Here is a 17,446-nt window from a genome sequence, read left to right on the forward strand (position 1 = left end):
CGCCGATCCGCCGCGGAATCCGCGTCGTTGACGGTCGTTGCGACGTTCTCAATCGGTGCGACCACCCCTCGATAAAATACAACCCGCATGACGGACACCATCGACGAAGCGCAGGAAATGGAAGCGCGCCACCTGCAACGCGCCCTGGCCCAGCACGCAACGCGGGCCAGCAACGTTGCCCCTCTCACTCCCATGGGGGAATGCCAGAACCCGGACTGCAGCGAAGACTTCGACAACGATCCGGCAAGGCTGTTCTGTGGGCCTGCCTGTGCCGAGCGTTTCGAAGCCATCCATCAACACCGCAACGCATAGGAACAGGGGACATGTCTCTGAACAGCAACGACGCTGGCTTCACCGAACGCATCGCCGGTTTATCGGCCGAGCTCGCCGTGCTGGTGAGCCTGGTGGAGAACCACATCCATCTGCAGCTGGCTGATCTGGCCGACTCGGGTGATGTGGATGCACAGGAGCGATTCGCGGTAGCCGATCCGGAGCGCTGGTTGGAGAACGCCCGCAACAGCCTGCAGGCGGGTGTCATGTTCCTGGAGCGCGCGGTGCAGCAGCCGGCGCGGTTCTAGTCATCCGGTGCGGGGACGGAAGGGGCCGGCCAGGCTGCCTTCCGTCCCCCTCGGGCAGTGGACGATCTCCTGCGCTGGAGGCTGCGTCATAACGTCGCACTGGGGGCAGGGCAACCCTGAACGTGGTCCAAGGTTGGTCGCAGGCCCGTAGAATGGCCGGGTGCGTCGTTCTGTCCTCCACCGCCGGTTCCAGGCCCTGGCATGGCTAGCCATGCTGCTGGTGCTGCTTGCCCCGCTGGTGAGCCGCTGGCTGGCGCATGGTCACGTTGCAGCGGCTGTGCCGATGGCGGCGATGGATCATTCCCAGCATGCGCAGCATGCGATGGAGGGCCATCACGGGCACCACGCGATGGCGATGCAGCAGGGCGAGGTCGCGAAGAAGCCGCCCGCCGATCCACACGCTGAGCATGAGATGGGCGTGGACTGCGACTACTGCCTGATCGCCGCGCGGCTGATCACCCTGCTGGTGGCGGCATTGCTGCTGCTGGCACCGGTGGCATCGATATGCCATGCGTTGCGGGGTGCAGTGCAGGCGTTGCCGCAGCGGGTCAGCGGCACATTGGGAGCGCGCGGGCCACCGGCCTTCATGGCTGCCTGAGCCACACGCGCAGTGCATTGACCGTCCTTCCATGAGGTTGCCGGCTACGGCCGGCGCCCGCACGCGCGTGTCTGTCCCTTTCTGATTGCTGCCCCGCCACTGCGGGGTGGCCTTGCATGCCGTGAACAAATGAAAACGAACCCCAACTCCGCGCGCCTGCGCCGGGCGACGCTGCCTGTGACGTGCGCGTTGCTCCTGCACAGCGCCTCCGTACTTGCCGCCGATGCGGCACCACCGACCACGCTGGATACCGTACGCGTGATCGACACCCGCAGCGGCGAGCTGTCATCCACCGCCAGCGCAGGCTCTGCGTTGGGCCTGAACGTGCTGCAGACACCGGCCAGCCTGACGGTGATTTCGCGCGAGCAGCTGGAACAGCGCGGCGACACCAACCTCAACGATGCGATCAGCCGCGCCGGTGCGATCAGTGCGATGCCGCACCCGGGCAACGGCCTGAGTGCGCTGTCCAGCCGTGGCTTCACCGACGGCGCTTCGGTGATGCGCCTGTACGACGGACTGCGCCAGTACGGCGGCGTGGGCATCACGTTCCCGTTCGATACCTGGTCCATCGAGCGCATCGAAGTGCTGCGCGGTCCGGCCTCGGTCATCCATGGCGATGGTGCCATCGGCGGGGTCATCAACATCGTGCCGAAGAAGCCGACGCGCGGTGCCATCGAGAACGAGATCAGCGTGACCGTGGGCAGCGAGGACACCGCACGCCTGGGCTTCGGCAGTGGCGGCGCGCTGACGCCAGAGCTGGCCTACCGCGTGGACGTGAGCGGCAACTACAGCGGTGGCTGGGTTGATCGCGGGCGCAGCAGTGATGCCACCTTCTCCGGCGCACTGCTGTGGCAGCCGCGTACGGACCTGAAGCTGACCCTGACCCATGCGCAGGGCCACCAGAAGCCGATGCGCTACTTCGGTACGCCGCTGGTGGATGGCCGACAGTTGGACGCACTGCGCCACCGCAACTACAACGTGGAAGACAGCGACATCCGCTATCGCGACCGCTGGACGCAACTCGATGCGCTGTGGACACCGAACGCGAACGTGGAATGGCGCACGCGCGTCTACCAGATCGACAGCCAGCGCGACTGGCGCAATGCCGAGGCCTATGTCTACAACCCACGAACCGGGATGATCGACCGTTCGGGCAATACCCAGATCACCCACAACCAGGACCAGACCGGGCTGACCTCGACGCTGCGCGTGCGGGGCAGTGTGGGTGGCCTGCAGAACAATTTTGCCGTGGGCCTGGACGCCAACCGTGCGCACTTCAAGCACACCAACAATACCTACGCCGGCAGCTCCGGCCCGGTCGATCCGTTCCATCCGGTGCCGGGGCAGTTCGCCAGCGATGCGCCGAACCTGCCGCGCTATCGCAATGGTGCCGAGCAGTACGCGCTGTTCGTGGAAGACCACCTGACGTTGAGCGAGCGTTGGTCGTTGCTGGGTGGGCTGCGCCATGACCGTGCGCGCATCGACCGCACCGATCTGATCAGCGGCCAGAGAGCATTCTCGAAGACCTACAGCAGCACCGGCTGGCGTGCAGGCACCGTATTCGCGCTGCAGCCGACGCTGAGCCTCTACGCGCAGTACTCACAGGCGGCGGACCCGGTCAGCGGCCTGCTGATGATCAGCCCGGCCAACGGTGCCTTCGACCTGGCCAAGGGACGGCAGGTCGAGGTGGGCCTGAAGCAGGCGTTCGACGGTGGCGAGTGGACCCTGGCGGCCTATCGCATCCGCAAGACCGGCTTGCTCAGCCGCGACCCGCTGGTGCCGGATCGCCGGGTACAGGTGGGCGCGCAGACCTCGCGCGGCATCGAGGCATCGTTGAACTGGAGCTTCGCGCCGCGGTGGGCGCTCGATGCCAATGCCACGGTGCTGAAGGCAACGTTCGATGACTTCCTGGAAACCACCGGTTCGCCGCCGGTGCTGGTCTCGCGCGATGGCAATGTGCCGCCGAACGTGGCCGAGCGCCTGGCCAATGTGTGGGTGAGCTGGCAGTTCCTGCCCGACTGGAGCGCGGCCGCAGGCGTGCGTTACGTCGGCAAGCGCTACGCCGACAATGCCAACACCCTGGAGCTGCCCGGCTACAGCACCACCGACCTGGCGCTGACCTGGCAGGCGTCACCGCGCACGCGGTTGTCGGCGCGCCTGTTCAATGTGTTCGACAAGGCGTACTACGCCACGGCGTACTACACCAGTACCCAATGGTTGCTGGGACCGGATCGGCGCGTCGAGTTCACCGTCGACCATCGGTTCTGAGGGCACTGGCCATGTCGTTGCGATCCACTGCCAAGCGCTGGACCTATCTGGTGCACCGCTGGCTGGGCATCGGCGGATGCCTGTTGATGCTGCTGTGGTTCGTCAGCGGCATGGTGATGCTGTTCATCGGCTACCCGAAGTTGACGCCCGGCGAGCGGCTGGCAGCGTTGCCGGTGCTGGGTGACGCTGGGGATTGGCGAGGACTGTCGGCGCTGCCAGCTGCTGTACAGGCCGAACCGGAAGCCGTGGCCCTGACCACGGTGGGCGGTGAAGCGGCGTATGTAGTGCGCGCCGGCAGCAACGTCGGGGCGTGGTCGGTACAGACCGGCCAGGCGCTGCTGCCGGTTTCCACCCAGCGCGCCGAAGCGTCGGCCGCGCAGTTCGCCGGTGGGCAGGCCTTCGTTGGGGCGATGCGCGTGGATGAGGACCGCTGGACCCATTCGCGCGCGCTGGATGCGCATCGGCCGCTGTACCGGGTCGAGGTAGGGGGCGCGCAGCCGGGGGATGTGTATGTGTCCTCGCACACCGGCGAAGTGGTGCTGGACGCGCCGCGCGTGCAGCAGCGCTGGAATTACGTGGGTGCGTGGCTGCACTGGCTGTACTTCCTGCGCATGCAGTCGGTCGATCCGGTGTGGACGTGGTTGGTGATCGTGCTCTCAGCGTTGTGCACGGTGGCGGCAATCAGCGGCATCGTGGTGGGTGTGTGGCGCTGGCGCTTCCGTGGGCACTACCGCACTGGCGCGAAGACGCCGTATGTCGAGCCGTGGATGCGTTGGCACCACCTGATCGGGTTGGTGGCAGCGGCATTCGTGTTCACCTGGATCTTCAGCGGCCTGATGTCGATGAATCCATTGGGCGTCTTCAGCAGCACGCGCGAGGCGATCGACAGCGTGCGCTATCGTGGCGGCTCGGCAGCCGTGGATGGAATGCTGGGTGAACCTGCAGCACTGCTGGCGGCGGCGGGTGCCCGGCACTTCAGGCCGGTGGAGATCCAGTGGCGGCGCATCGGCGGCGAGCTGTTCGCAGTGTTGCTGGATGGACGGGGCGATACCCGCATCGTGTCCAGTGAAGATGGAGAGCTGCAGGTCTTGCGGCAACTGCCTGTGGACTGGCTGCAGCAGAGGGCGCGCGCCATGTCCGATGCGCCGATGCAGGCGTTCGCGGTCCAGCATGCAGCAGATGCGTACTTCTACCCGCGTGCACCGGAAGCCATGAATGGTGCAGCCGTACGCCGCTTCCCGGTGGCGGTGGCGGACTTCGGTGATGCCGAGGCGACGCGTGTCTATCTCGACCTGGCCACCGGCGATCCGCTGCTGACGATGGGACATCGCGAGCGTGTCGGGCGCTGGCTGTTCTACTTCCTGCACAGCTGGGACCTGCCGGCGATGCTGCGCTTTGACAGCACCCGGTTGGCTGTTCTGCTGCTGTTGAGCGTTGCGGGTACGGCGTTGTGCGCGACGGCCGTGGTGATTGGCTACCGCCGGTTGCGGATGAAGTTGCGGCCAAGGCGGCGGTAGCTGCCTGCCACAAGCGCGTAGGCTGTGAGACTATCGGGAGTTCCTGGCCAAGAAGGCCGCGGCGTGCAGTCGATGTTGCTGTCGATGGCCAGGGGGAGTGCAGGGACGCCATGTTTGCAGCGTTTCAAAGGTCGTCCCTGGATAGGATTTCCACACAGCGTAAATGGAGCAAGGATGAACTACGTTTCAATGGGTGTTCTCGCAATTGGAATTGCAGCGGTGTCCGCAGGTGCAAAGGCCGATTCCCTCCCGCGCCTGTACAACTTCCCGACCACCACCACGGCTTACGTATCCAACGCGCTGCCGGCGCCCGGGCAGGTGATCCAGCTTTCCGCACAGGTCGATTCCCAGGCCTTGGGGCTCTACCACATTCCCGGAAATGACCAGATCGGTGGTTTCGTTGAATTCAAGGTCAACGGCCAGCCGGTGGGCAAGGTCCAGGTCAATACCTCCAACACTCCCTTTCTAGGTACGGTTTCTGATCTGAACAAGGGGTGCTGGGCTGCTCTCCGTGATGTCCGGATCTGCACGCACCAATTCGCCTATGGCCGTCAGGCCAAGGTTGCGATCAACTACACCGTGCCCGCCGGTTTCACCACCGCGTCGATCACCGCGGCCTTCAGCGGCGATGGCCAGTTCTCGCAGGGCTCGGTGTCGGCGCCGATCAACCTGCGCAACATTCCGACCTTTGGTGAGATCCGCGGCGCGGGCAACAAGTGCCTCGATGCCGAGGGTGCCAACACCGGTCCGGGTACCGCCATCCAGGTGTGGGATTGCACACCAGGTACCCCGCAGCAGCTGTGGACGGTGAAGCCCAACACTTCGACCATCACCGGCGTGCCCAGCAACCGCGTGCTCGATATCGTGGGTTACGGCACCGGCAATGGAAGCCGCATCCAGCTGTATGACGCGCACGGTGACTGGAACCAGTCGTGGAAGTTCACCAATACCTCCATCGTTGGCGTGGCCAACAAGGTGCTTGACGCGACCGGCGCCTCCAGCGCCAACGGCACCAAGATCCAGCTTTACAGCAACGCGCAGACCGCCAACCAGAAGTGGGAGTTCAACCCCGCCAACGGCTCGATCGTCGGTGTCGGCGGCAAGTGCCTGGATGTGGAAGGCGCCAACACGGCAGATGGCACCCGCGTACAGCTGTGGGATTGCACCGGTGTGCCGCAGCAGCGCTTCGAACTGGGTTCGGATGGGGCGATCCGTGGGCTGGGCGGGAAGTGCCTGGAGGCGGCCGATGGCGCAAGCCATGACGGCAATGCGATCCGCATGTGGTCCTGCAACGGCGGTGCGCACCAGTCGTGGCGCCTGGTCGGCGAGATCCGCAATCCGCAGACCAACATGTGCCTGGATGATCCTGGCCTGGGCAACACCAATGGCTCCAAGGTGCACATGTGGATGTGCCATGGGGGCGACAACCAGCGCTGGCAGTTCTCCTCCTACTGAGGAGAGCCAGGGCTGATGTCATGCTCTGGAACCGCGTGCCTTCGGGCGCGCGGTTCCGTACAGGCGTCACACCCGCAGCCAACGGGTGGACACCGCCACCAGCAGCAAGGCCATGGCCACGCCGATGAACGCAGCGATCAGTCCGAAGTGGTTGGCGGCGAAACCGATCAGTGCCGGACCGGCGAGGATGCCGGCAAAACCCAGCGTGGAGACGGCCGTGATCGCCAGCGCGCCGGACATGCGGTTCTGATGGCCGGCCAGCGAGAACAGCGCCGGTGCGATGTTGGCGCAGCCGAGGCCGACCAGCACGTATCCTGCCAACGACATCTGCCACGGCGTGACCAGAGTCAGCACCAGCACGCCGCTGGCAGCGAGCAGAGCACCCAACACGATCGCGCGCTGGCGTCCCATGCGTGAGACCAGTGCATCGCCGAACAGACGGGCGACGGTCATGGTCAGGGTGAACGTCACATAGCCGATGCCTGCCAGGCTGGCATCGACGCGACGTACATCGGTGAGGAACACCGCGCTCCAGTCCAGCATCGCGCCTTCACCCAGGAAGGCGACGAAGGCCAGTACGCCAATGAACAGCACGATGCCATGCGGCATGGCCAGCACCGGGGTGTCATGGGGCATGCGCTCGCTGTGCCAGTACGACGCTGACAGCAACATCACCAGCAGCATGGCGGCAACGCCGATCAGTACCGATGCCAGCGGTGGCAGCCGCGCGGACATCAGCACGGTCATTGTGGCCGCGCCGAGGAAGCCGCCGATGCTGAAGAAGGCGTGGAAGCCGGACATCATCACGCGACGCGCCTCGCGCTCGACGATCACCGCCTGTACGTTCATCGTGCAGTCCATCGCACCCACGGCGGCACCAAACACGAACAACACCAGGCCCAGCGCCCACGCCGAGCTGGCCAATGCCAGGCCGGGAACGGTCAGGCAGATCAGCAGGCTGCTGGCCACCATCACCCGGCGGCAGCCCAGGCGTGCGGCCAGCACGCCGGACAAGGGCATTGCCAGCAGCGAACCCGCTCCGAGGCAGAGCAGCACCAGGCCCAATGTTGCGTCGTTGATGTCGGTGCGTGCCTTGGCGAACGGCACCAGCGTGGCCCACAGCGCGGTGGCGAAGCCGGGAATGAAGAATGCAGCGCGGGTCGCGTGCTGTTCGGCGCGCGCGCGGTTGGCGAGGGACATTGGAGATGCGCTCAGGGCGGAGTGGGGTGTACCGCGATGCCGGCGGCGTGGAAACGCGCGGCCAGCGCGGGCGGTGCCGATGTGGTGAGCACCAGATCGTCGATCTCGTCCAGGCTGGCGATCTGCCAGTGGCCGCGGGCACCGAGCTTCTCCGTGGTGGCGGCGACGATGATGCGGCTGCTGCAGGCCACCATCGCGCGTTTGAGCGTGGCTTCCTCGGCATCCATCGCCCACACGCCGGTGTCGCCGTCCACCGCGCACGGGCCGGGCAGGTACACGTCGGCACGCAGGCGCTGGACCTGGGCCAATGCCTCGGCGCCGACTGCACCGCCACCGCTGGCCAGGCGGCCGCCGATCAGCTGCACGGAGGTGCCTTCATGCAGGCTGGCGGCGGTGGCGATCTGCGGGGCATTGGTGATCACCGTCAGCCCGAGGGCGGCGGGCAGCTGCTGGGCAATGGCCAGATTGGTCGAGCCTGCATCAAGCAGCACCACCTGGCCGGGCTGCAGCAGTGCGCAGACGCGGGCGGCCAGTTCGGCCTTGTCGCCGCGGTCGCGGCTCAGGCGCTCGCGCAGTGGGCGTTCCTTCGGTGGCGGCAATACGGCGCCGCCGTAGACGCGCTGGCACAGGCCCTGGGCGGCGAGTTCGCGCAGGTCGCGGCGGATCGAATCTTCGGAGACGGCATAGCGGCGCGCCAGTTCGGCGGCCACCACGCGGCCCTGCTGGCGCAGTTCCTCGAGGATCTGCCGGGTGCGCTGGGCGGGGAGGGGGCTGGGATCGGAGCTCATGATGCAAGTCTGCACGTTCATGCATAAACGTGCAACAACGTGCATTTCGTGCGAATGGGCGCGAGGCGGCGACGGGCCTGCCGGCGATCTGAGGCCGCGGGCCTTTGGATCGCCTGCAAAGCCCGGCATCATGACGGGGCCCCTGGCATGGAATTCCCGATGTCCCCCACCGTTCACCGCAAACTGCGCATCGGCGCGGACCAGTACACCGGCCAGAAAGTGGTCGACCAGCAGTTCCACGAATGCGATTTTTCCGGCGCCGACCTGACCGGTACCGAGTTCATCAACTGCAGCTTCTATGACGCCAACACCCGCGCGGGCTGCCGCTTCAATGGCGCCACGCTGAAGGAGGCCAGCTTCCGCAGCTGCGACATCAGCATGTGCCACTTCAGCTTCATCAAGGCGCTGGGCCTGGAGATCAGCGAGTGCCGCGCGCAGGGCGCTGATTTCAGCAACGCCAGCTTCATGAACCAGATCACCACGCGCAGCTGGTTCTGCAGTGCCTTCATCAAGAAGTCGAACCTGCGCTACGCCAATTTTTCGCGGGTGACGCTGGAAAAGTGCGAGCTGTGGGAGAACCGCTGGGACGGTGCGAATGTGAGTGGCGCCAGCTTCGCTGGCTCGGACCTGTCCGGTGGCCAGTTCGAAGGCATCGACTGGAACAGCGCCAACTTCACCGACTGTGACCTGACCCGTTCCGAGCTGGGCGAGCTGGACCTGCGCAGCACCAACCTGCGCGGGGCCACGCTGGATGTGCAGCAGGTGGCGCTGTTGATGCAGCGCATCGGCATCACGGTGGTGCCGTAGGCATCACTCGGCGTAGGCGACCCAGCCCTTGAAGCTGAAGCCTGCGTAGAACAGCTCCACGCCGTCGAAACCTGCCTCCTGCAGCAGGGCGACCTCCTGCTCGGGGGCCAGCAGCGGCAGCCGTTCGGCAATCGCCTCGATCGCGCGTTGTGTGTCGGCGCGGGCAACGCCGGAGGCTTCGGCAAACGCGGCATAGCGTTGCAGCCAGCGCAGCTTGCCGGCCGCGTCCTGCGGCACGCTGTGGTGGGCCACCACCAGTGGCGCTCCCGGATGCAGGCGCCTGTGCAGCTCGCGCAGTGTGTGCAGGCGCTGCGTGGTATCAAGGAAGTGCAGGGTCAACAGGCAGCTGGCACCGTCGAAGCGCACGTCCGGAGCGTCGTCGATGTAGCCTTCCAGCAGCTCCACGCGCGACATCAGCGGGCCCAGTGTCTGCTCGGCCAGGGCGAGCATCGGCGCGGCCGGGTCTACCCCCAGCAGCTGCCAGCCCGGTTGTGCTTCGGCAAAGGCCTTCAGTTCCAGCCCGCCGCCGGCACCCAGCACCAGTACGCGGCCGTGTGCGGGAACCCGTTCGGCCAGCAGCAGGCGGCTCATCTGCTGCAGGGCGACAAAGCCCGGCACCTGGCGCAGTGGACCTTCGGCGTAGCGGGCCACCGCCTGCGGATCGGAGAACGAAGACATGCGCGGATTCCTGTTGCGGGGGACATACCACTGTAGCGCGGCGTGCAAGTGGCATTGCATGCTGGTGCTGCTTTGCCTAAGGTGCGCGCCTGCCTGGAGTTGAAGGTCACTGCAAATGGATCACTGCCCACCACCGATGCCGTCGGCCGAGGCCTTTGAGCTGGCGCTGTCGTTGCTTGGCCAGGACGGCATATCGCTGGAGCAGGCCGAGCAGGCAATGCTCGAGGCGGGCGTGGAGTACGGGCCGATGCGCCGGCTGCTGGTCTGGTTGCCCGAGGCGTTCGGCCTGGCCCTGGTCGGGCACATGGAGGGCGTGGCGCTCCCCAGGACCTTCGCCGCGCGTGATGCTGATGCGCAGGAGCACACGTTTGCATTCGACTGCGAACCTCTATTCGCATCGGCCGTTCGCCGCGCGCTGCAGGTCTACCACGAAGGGCCGCGCGCGCAGTTCAAGGCGGTGGCCCAGCGCAGTTCCACCATGGACGCAGTCAACACTGCATTGTTCGCCGAGGTTGATCTGCGCGGCGCAACGTTGTCCGGTCCGCAGTTGCTGGATATTCCTGCAGAAACCTACCTGCGTGGCACGGATACCACGCAGGTGGGCTAGTCCTTACGCAGCAGCCGCTTCCAGCACATCCTCCAGCCGCACTTCGCCGAGGAAGCCACCGCTGCTGGCGACCGCCCGCTGTGCTTCGATGGCATGCGCGAACTGCACGCCCGCATCGTCCTGCAGGCGTTCGAACAGCTGCTGCAGCTTCGGGAACGCGCGGCGATCGACGACCTGGTGGTAGTCATTCCAGCGGGCGATGCCGGCGAAGTAGGCATCGGCGAAGCTGCGCTGCTCGCCCAGCAGCCACGGACCGTTGCCGATCATCTGCTCAAGCGACTGATGCACGTGGCGTACCTTGTCGGTGCCGTAGCGGCGCAGCGCCTCTCCGTCGGCACCTTCGGCGTGTTCCAGCGCGTGCCAGAGCGGGGCATAGGCACCGAAGAGGCTGGTATTGAGGTAGGCCAGCCGCTGGTTGAGGCGGTCGAAGCCGGGCGTGCCCTGTGCGAAGCCCCAGCCCTGGGCGATGCCGCGCGCGGCCAGGTGGTTGAGGATGGCCAGGCTCTCGCTGATCAGCTCACCGTCGGCGGTGCGCAGGGTGGGCGTTTCTCCCAGCGGATTGAGGCGGCGATAGTCTTCGCCCTGCACCTGGCCGGGCATGTCGATGCGGCACAGCTGGTAAGGCTGGCGCAGCCACTCGAGGGCAACGATGGAGCCGAACGAGCAGCCCGAAGGTACGCCGTAGAAGAGGATCGGGGTCATGGCAGGTTTCCGGTTGAAGCCGCAGAGCGGCGGGTAGGGAAAGGGTGCCTGCATGGACATTGCGGCAGAAGCCAGTCGAATGGCATCCTGAAGTCCACATTTGTGGACGTTGCGCATGCTCAACCTCAACGACCTGGCCCTGTTCGTGACCGCGGTGGAGCAGGGAGGCTTCGCCGCCGGCGGCCGTCATCTGGGCCTGCCGCGCTCCACCCTGAGCAAGCGCGTGGCACTGCTTGAGGATCAGCTGCAGGTTCGCCTGCTGCAGCGCAGTTCGCGCCGTTTTGCCTTGACCGAGATCGGCCAGGAATTCTTTGAACGTGCCCGCGCGGCGCTGTCGGAAGTGGAAGCGGCCGAAACCATCGTCCGTGGCCGCCAGGCCGAGCCCAGCGGCACCGTGCGCATCAGCGCGTCGATTCCGGTGGTGCAGGGCCCGCTTGCCGCCTGCCTGCCTGCGCTGGCACGGCGCTATCCGCGCCTGCGCATCGAAGTGGAGGCCAGCGATCGCTTCATCGACCTGGCACAGGAGGGCATCGACATCGCCGTCCGCAGCCACTTCGGTCCGCTGCCTGATTCCGGCTTGGTGCAACGCTCGCTGGGCAGCGAGCGCATCGTGCTGGTAGCGTCGCCTGCCTATCTGGCCTCGGCGCCGGCATTGGATACCCCCGAGCAACTACGCATGCACGCCGGCCTGCTGACCGCACGCCACGCAACACGCTGGACGCTGCATGATGCTGGCGCCCGCACTGTGCTGGTGGAGCCGCAGGTGGCGATGGTCGGCAACGAATCGCAGCTGCTGATCGCGGCGGCTGAAGCAGGACTTGGGATTACCGTGCTGCCCTGCAGCCTGTGTGCGCCGGCCATCGCTGCTGGTCGCCTGCAGCAGGTGCTGCCGGCGTGGCATGCCGGTGAGGTCACGACCACTGTGCTGCTGCCGCATCGTCGTGGGCAGCTGCCCGGCGTTCGGGTGGTGGTGGACGCGCTGGTGGCGCATTACGCGCTTATTGCAGCGCCCGTGCCAGCACCTGCCAGATCCGTGGGTCCTGGCACTGCGAGACGTTGAAGCGCACATAGTCGGCCGCGCGCTGCGATTGGCTGAAGGCGTTGCCCGGGGCCAGCACGATGCCTTCGCGCAGGCACTGCCGTGCCAGCGCAGCGGCATCGCGGCCATCGGGTAGCTGGCACCAGAGGAACAGGCCGGCTTCCGGTTGCAGCCACGGGGTGATGCCCAGCGTGTGCAGTTTCCGCAGTGTGTTCCGGCGAGCATCGGCCAGGCGCGAGCGTACCGATTGCATGTGGCGGCGATAGCCGCTGTCGGTCAGCGCGATGTGCATCAACTGCATCGCCAGATGGCCGCCGCCGAAGCTGGTGGCCAGCTTCAGGTCGGTCAGCGCTTCAATCCAGTCGTGGCGGGCGGCGATGTAGCCGCAACGCGACGCCGCCGACAGCGTCTTGGAGAAGCTGCCGACGTGGATCACCCGCGAAAGCCCGTCCAGCGCAGCAAGGCGCGGTGCCGGCTGCAGTTCGAAGTCGGCGAAGATGTCGTCCTCGACAATGATCAGTTCGCTGCGTTCGGCCAGCCCCAGCAGGCGGTGCGCGGTGCTGGCCGAGAGCACCGCGCCGGTCGGGTTGTGCAGGCCGGAATTGGTGATGTACAGCCGCGGCGAATGTGCCTGCAACGCCTGCGCGAATGCTTCAAGATCCGGGCCGGTGTGCGTGTAGGGCACACCCACCGCCTGCACCTGGTGCGCCTTAAGCAGGGCGTGGTAATTGAAGTAGCTCGGGTCGTCGACCAGCACGCAGTCGCCGGGCTTGAGCAGGAAACGGCAGATCAGGTCGACCGCGTGCGTACCGGATTCGGTCAGCAGGATCTGCTCCATCGGTGCGTCGATGCCCAGCGCAGCTGCACGTCGCTGCAGCAGATGGCGCAACGGTGGAAGGCCGAGCGGGCCGGCGTAGTCGACCAGGTGGGGAGCATCGCCGCGCGCCAGCCGACGCAGGCCTCGGCGCATGCCGTCGTGGTACAGCCAGTCGCTGGGCATCCAGCCGCAGCCCGGCTTGAGGTGCGCGGGCGGCGTTTCCAGCGATTGCCGCGACACCCAGAGCGGGTCCACCGCGCGGTCCAGGCGTGGTTCCATCTCGGCCAGGGCAAGCGGTGCGGCCGGTCCACTGACATAGAAGCCGGAACCGGCACGCGCGCTGATCAGCCCTTCAGCGGCAAGGCGCTCGTAGGCCTCGACCACGGTGGAGACCGACACGCCCATCGCCGCCGCCTGCGCGCGTACCGAGGGCAGGCGCGAACCGGCGCCATCCACCCGCGTGCCGATGCGGGTGCGGACGGCCTGGATGACCGATTCGATACGGGTAAGCGGGCGCGTCACGATGAAAGTGTGCTGGAAGTGTGGGCAGTACAGTTATTTGAAACTGTACTGGATTGTAGCTGGGGAGCGCGGGCCGCAGGTGCTTCCATGGAGATCCCGCCGGGCACCGCCCGGCACCCCAGGAGTACAGGCGTGGAACGGTCGGCGAGTGGTTGGATCAATGGCTTCATCGGTGTGGTGATCTTTGCGGGCTCGTTGCCGGCCACCCGCCTGGCCGTGCTGCAGCTGGACGCCGGGTTCGTCACCGCCGCACGCGCCACCATCGCCGCCATACTCGGCCTCGGCCTGTTGCTGCTGTTGCGCCAACCCTTTCCGCGACGCAGCGACCTGCCCGGGTTGGCGGTGGTCAGCCTTGGCGTGGTGGTCGGCTTCCCGCTGCTGACCGCGCTTGCCCTGCGCCACGCCTCATCAGCGCACACCATCGTGTTCCTCGGCCTGTTGCCGCTGAGTACTGCGGTGTTCGGCGTACTGCGCGGTGGCGATCGGCCGCGCCCGGCGTTCTGGCTGTTCTCGCTGCTGGGCAGTGCCTGCGTGGTCGGCTATGCCGCGCGCAACGGCATTGAGGCCTCGCTGCAGGCCGACCTGCTGATGCTGGCGGCGATCGTGGTGTGTGGACTGGGCTACGCGGAAGGCGGTCGGCTCGCCCGCCATCTCGGCGGCTGGCAGGTGATCAGCTGGGCGCTGCTGCTGGCACTGCCGGTGATGCTGCCGCTGACGGTGCTGATGCGCCCGCCCTCGTTCGTCGAAGTGGGGGCATCCGCGTGGTGGGCGCTGGGCTACGTGGCGGTGTTCAGCATGCTGCTCGGGTTCCTGTTCTGGTATCGCGGGCTGGCCCAGGGCGGTATCGCCGCGGTTGGCCAGCTGCAGCTGCTGCAACCGTTCTTCGGCCTGGCCCTGGCTGCGCTGCTGCTGCATGAAGCGGTCAGCCTCAGCATGGTGCTGGTGACCGTGGTCGCGGTGATCTGCGTCGCCGGCGCGCGCCGTTTCAGCCGCTGAAAAAAGGGGACGGAGGGGATTAAGTCGCAACTGACCTCGCTGTGCCTGAAACGACTTAATCCCCTCCGTCCCCTTTTTCGACGATAGCGTGCGCGTATCGTGGTGTGCGGCCAATGGTATTGGCCCTGTCGGTGGCGTGTGGCTGAAGCTGTGCGCATGAAGCCGATTTCCCGGATTTCCTTTGAGGGCCAGGTCGGTCTGGTAACCGGTGCTGCTGGTGGACTGGGCCTGGCCTACAGCCGTCTGCTGGCCCAACGTGGTGCGCACGTCGTGATGCATGACGTCGGTGCCGGCACCGATGGCCGAGGCGCCGATCCGCAGCGCATCCTTCGCAGCGTGGAAGTGCTGCAGGGGCAGGGTCTGCCGGTGCAGGCCGCAAGCGGTCCCATCGATCATCGCGCGGGTTGCCACGCGCTGGTGCAGGATCTGTTGCAGCAGCATGGGCGCATCGACTTCCTGATCCACAACGCTGGCTGGGTCGGGTACCAGCTGCTGGAAGCGATCGAGGACGAGGCGCTGGAGCAGATGCTGTGCCTGGCGGCGAAGACGCCGCTGTGGCTGGCGCAGGCGGCGTGGCCGGCGATGCGCGAAGCCGGTGGTGGACGCATCGTCATCACTACGTCGGATCGCGCGCTGTATCCGCAGTACGTACAGCGCGGGTTGTCTGCCTACGCGATGGGAAAGCTGGCGGCGCTCGGTCTGGTCAATGTGCTGGCGCTGGAAGGTGCCGAGCATGGCATCGTGGTCAATGCGGTTTCACCCGTGGCCAAGACGCGCATGTGGGGCGTCGAAGGCGAGCCGGACGAACTGCATCCGGACGCGGTCGCGCATGGTGTGGCCTACCTCGCATCGCAGCGTTGCCTGCAGGGTGGGTGGGTGCTGCGCGCAAGCAATGGCCAGTTCCACGCGTTGCGCGTGCAGGACGCCGAACATGTGGCCTATCCGCGGGATCTGCGTGCGGTCAGTGCAGACAGCATCGAGTCGGTGGCATTGCAGTGGCCGGCCATCGCCCGCGCCAGCGTGGACGTGCGCAGCTGAGGGCGTACCCTAGGCAGGTTTCCACTGCCTGCTCCCAGATGATCGATCTGCGCCTGCTTCGCCAGTTCGTGGCTGTGGCCGAAGAACTGCATTTCCACCGCGCCGCGGCCCGCCTGCACATGTCGCAGCCACCGTTGACGGCCGCAATACGCCGGCTGGAAGACGCGCTTGGAAGTGAACTGATCGTGCGTGGCAATCGCACGCTGGGTCTGACCGTGGCCGGGCAGACGTTGCTGGTGGAGGCGCGTGCAACGCTGCAGCAGGCTGAGCAGGCACTGCTGCGCACGCGTGAGGCGGCGAGCGGACAGTCTGGCCGCCTGCACGTTGGCTATGTGGGCAGCGCGCTGTATGGCCGCCTGCCAGGCCTGATCCGCCGCTTCCGCCAGCAGTACCCGCAGGTGCAGCTGCATCTGCAGGAAGCGACGTCGCACCAGCAGCAGCTGTGGCTGCGCGAGAAGCGCATCGACGTCGGCGTGCTGATTCCTCCCATCCCCTCCACCGAACTGCGGTTGCACGACTTCGATCACGATCGCCTTGCGATTGCGCTGCCACGTGCACATGCATTGGCCCATGCGCCGGAGGTCAGTGTGGCGATGCTGGCTGACGAACCGTTCGTGTCGTGGCCGGCGGGCGAGGGCATCGGCTTCCATGCGCAGGTGCTGGGCCTGTGCACGGCAGCGGGATTCACCCCGCAGGTGGTACAGGAAGCGCAGGGCATGCACGCGGTGTTGTCACTGGTGGCGGTAGACGCCGGCGTGGCGATCGTGCCTGCCAGCATGGCCAGCTTTCGTCCGCAGGAGATCGTCTACCGCGTGCTGGATGGCGATGCAGCGCGTTTCGCCCTCCAGTTCTGCACGCGCCCGGAACAGGCGTTGCCGGTGGTGCGCAATTTCCTGATGGCTGCGACCACTGGCTGATCCTGCGGATTGGTTATGCGTGGCCGTTGCGGAACAGATGCGCAGCGGCATAGTCGATGAACACCCGCAGCCGTGCGCTGGGGTGGCGCCCACCGGGCCATAGCAGCGAGAACTGCCCCTTGTGCGTGGGCAGCGCTGGCAGCACCTGTTGCAGGCGGCCGTCGGCCAGTGCGTCGGCCGCCAGGAAGTCGGGCATCCAGGCCAGGCCCATGCAGCCGATGGCGGCGGCCAGCAGCGCTTCCATGTTGTTGCAGGTCATCGCCGTCGGAAGGCGCGCGCCGGCATCGCCTTCCACCCCCGGCAGCTGCCAGGGGTGCAGCTTCCCGGTAGTCGGGTAGCGGAAGCGCAGAGCCGCATGCATGCGCAGATCGCTCACGTCGCCGGGAATGCCGTGCGCCTGCAGATAGCCAGGTGCCGCGCAGAGCATGAAACGAAAGCCACCCAGGCGCCGTGCGGTCAGGCTGGAATCGGCCAGTTCGCCGCTGCGTATCACCGCGTCCAGGCCTTCGCTGACCACATCGACGATGCGGTCGTTGAAATCCAGTTCCAGCTGTACCTGCGGGTAGCGCTGCTGGAAGCCGGGCAGCACCGGCAGCAGGAACCGGTAGCCGATGGTGGGTAGGCCGATGCGCAGCAGGCCGCTGGGTGCGTGCTGGCGTTGCGCCAGGTCCGCCTGTGCCTCGGAAAGCTCGTCCAGTGCGCGGCGGCAGCGTTGCAGCAGCAGTTCGCCTTCGTCGGTGAGGTGCACGCGGCGGGTGGTGCGATGGAACAGCCGCGTGCCCAGGTCCTGTTCGAGGCGTGCGATGCGCTTGCCGACCGCCGAAGCCGACAGGCCGAGCACACGGGCGGCGCCGACGATGCTGCCGGCCTCGGCGGTTCGGACGAAGGCGAGCAGGGCGGAGATGGAGTCCATGCGGGC

The 17,446-nt window shown here is 66.6% G+C and carries 18 protein-coding genes; 12 read left to right on the plus strand and 6 right to left on the minus strand.

Annotated features, from left to right (window positions below):
* Positions 1-87 precede the first annotated feature (87 nt).
* From QP552_RS04785 to QP552_RS04810, 6 genes are all read left to right on the plus strand, one after another.
* Complete coding sequence (locus QP552_RS04785) at positions 88-312, plus strand: hypothetical protein (RefSeq protein WP_024956100.1); 225 nt, start codon at positions 88-90, stop codon at positions 310-312.
* An 11-nt stretch (positions 313-323) separates the two neighbouring features.
* Entirely contained in the window at positions 324-578 is a 255-nt protein-coding gene (locus QP552_RS04790; RefSeq protein WP_005408345.1) for a hypothetical protein, read from the plus strand.
* 211 nt (positions 579-789) lie between these two features.
* A complete protein-coding gene (locus tag QP552_RS04795) occupies positions 790-1,176 on the plus strand; it encodes a DUF2946 family protein (RefSeq protein WP_111111546.1) in 387 nt (128 codons plus the stop codon).
* A gap of 129 nt (positions 1,177-1,305) precedes the next feature.
* Positions 1,306-3,444: a TonB-dependent receptor gene (locus QP552_RS04800; protein WP_286075149.1), complete on the plus strand. Its 2,139-nt coding sequence runs from the start codon at positions 1,306-1,308 to the stop codon at positions 3,442-3,444.
* A gap of 11 nt (positions 3,445-3,455) precedes the next feature.
* Entirely contained in the window at positions 3,456-4,961 is a 1,506-nt protein-coding gene (locus QP552_RS04805; RefSeq protein WP_286075150.1) for a PepSY-associated TM helix domain-containing protein, read from the plus strand.
* A gap of 219 nt (positions 4,962-5,180) precedes the next feature.
* On the plus strand, positions 5,181-6,416 hold the full coding sequence (locus QP552_RS04810) for a ricin-type beta-trefoil lectin domain protein (protein ID WP_258393953.1): 1,236 nt from the start codon (positions 5,181-5,183) through the stop codon (positions 6,414-6,416).
* A gap of 66 nt (positions 6,417-6,482) precedes the next feature.
* Here QP552_RS04810 and QP552_RS04815 read toward each other — a convergent pair whose 3' ends face one another.
* The gene (locus tag QP552_RS04815; protein ID WP_286075152.1) at positions 6,483-7,616 is read right to left on the minus strand and encodes an MFS transporter; all 1,134 of its coding nucleotides are present in this window, start codon (positions 7,614-7,616) and stop codon (positions 6,483-6,485) included.
* An 11-nt stretch (positions 7,617-7,627) separates the two neighbouring features.
* Entirely contained in the window at positions 7,628-8,404 is a 777-nt protein-coding gene (locus QP552_RS04820) for a DeoR/GlpR family DNA-binding transcription regulator (protein ID WP_286075153.1), read from the minus strand.
* A gap of 159 nt (positions 8,405-8,563) precedes the next feature.
* Here QP552_RS04820 and smqnr point away from each other — a divergent pair, with 159 nt between their 5' ends.
* Positions 8,564-9,211, plus strand: coding sequence for a SmQnr family pentapeptide repeat protein (smqnr, locus tag QP552_RS04825; RefSeq protein ID WP_286075154.1), 648 nt, complete (start codon positions 8,564-8,566; stop codon positions 9,209-9,211).
* A 3-nt stretch (positions 9,212-9,214) separates the two neighbouring features.
* On the opposite strand, the gene QP552_RS04830 is transcribed toward smqnr, so the two are convergent.
* Positions 9,215-9,889, minus strand: a complete 675-nt coding sequence (locus tag QP552_RS04830; RefSeq protein ID WP_286075155.1) for a methyltransferase domain-containing protein — start codon at positions 9,887-9,889, stop codon at positions 9,215-9,217.
* 115 nt (positions 9,890-10,004) lie between these two features.
* Here QP552_RS04830 and QP552_RS04835 point away from each other — a divergent pair, with 115 nt between their 5' ends.
* Positions 10,005-10,496: a hypothetical protein gene (locus QP552_RS04835; RefSeq protein ID WP_286075156.1), complete on the plus strand. Its 492-nt coding sequence runs from the start codon at positions 10,005-10,007 to the stop codon at positions 10,494-10,496.
* Between the two features lie 3 nt (positions 10,497-10,499).
* On the opposite strand, the gene QP552_RS04840 is transcribed toward QP552_RS04835, so the two are convergent.
* Entirely contained in the window at positions 10,500-11,198 is a 699-nt protein-coding gene (locus QP552_RS04840) for a glutathione S-transferase family protein (protein WP_106549848.1), read from the minus strand.
* A 115-nt stretch (positions 11,199-11,313) separates the two neighbouring features.
* On the opposite strand from QP552_RS04840, the gene QP552_RS04845 reads away from it, so the two are divergent.
* A complete protein-coding gene (locus QP552_RS04845) occupies positions 11,314-12,258 on the plus strand; it encodes a LysR substrate-binding domain-containing protein (RefSeq protein WP_286075157.1) in 945 nt (314 codons plus the stop codon).
* Here QP552_RS04845 and QP552_RS04850 read toward each other — a convergent pair.
* On the minus strand, positions 12,197-13,576 hold the full coding sequence (locus QP552_RS04850) for a PLP-dependent aminotransferase family protein (RefSeq protein ID WP_106549850.1): 1,380 nt from the start codon (positions 13,574-13,576) through the stop codon (positions 12,197-12,199). The genes QP552_RS04845 and QP552_RS04850 overlap by 62 nt on opposite strands.
* Before the next feature lie 132 nt (positions 13,577-13,708).
* Here QP552_RS04850 and QP552_RS04855 point away from each other — a divergent pair, with 132 nt between their 5' ends.
* The 3 genes from QP552_RS04855 to QP552_RS04865 all read left to right on the plus strand — a co-directional run bounded on the left by QP552_RS04855 (position 13,709) and on the right by QP552_RS04865 (position 16,527).
* Positions 13,709-14,572: a DMT family transporter gene (locus tag QP552_RS04855; protein ID WP_100447882.1), complete on the plus strand. Its 864-nt coding sequence runs from the start codon at positions 13,709-13,711 to the stop codon at positions 14,570-14,572.
* Positions 14,573-14,728: 156 nt separating this feature from the next.
* A complete protein-coding gene (locus QP552_RS04860) occupies positions 14,729-15,610 on the plus strand; it encodes an SDR family oxidoreductase (protein ID WP_286075159.1) in 882 nt (293 codons plus the stop codon).
* Between the two features lie 38 nt (positions 15,611-15,648).
* Complete coding sequence (locus QP552_RS04865) at positions 15,649-16,527, plus strand: LysR substrate-binding domain-containing protein (protein ID WP_286075161.1); 879 nt, start codon at positions 15,649-15,651, stop codon at positions 16,525-16,527.
* Positions 16,528-16,540: 13 nt separating this feature from the next.
* Here QP552_RS04865 and QP552_RS04870 read toward each other — a convergent pair whose 3' ends face one another.
* Entirely contained in the window at positions 16,541-17,440 is a 900-nt protein-coding gene (locus tag QP552_RS04870) for a LysR substrate-binding domain-containing protein (RefSeq protein ID WP_286075162.1), read from the minus strand.
* Positions 17,441-17,446: the final 6 nt, after the last annotated feature.

The sequence above is a fragment of the Stenotrophomonas sp. 59 genome (assembly GCF_030291095.1).
Taxonomy (GTDB): Bacteria; Pseudomonadota; Gammaproteobacteria; order Xanthomonadales; family Xanthomonadaceae; genus Stenotrophomonas; species Stenotrophomonas maltophilia_Q.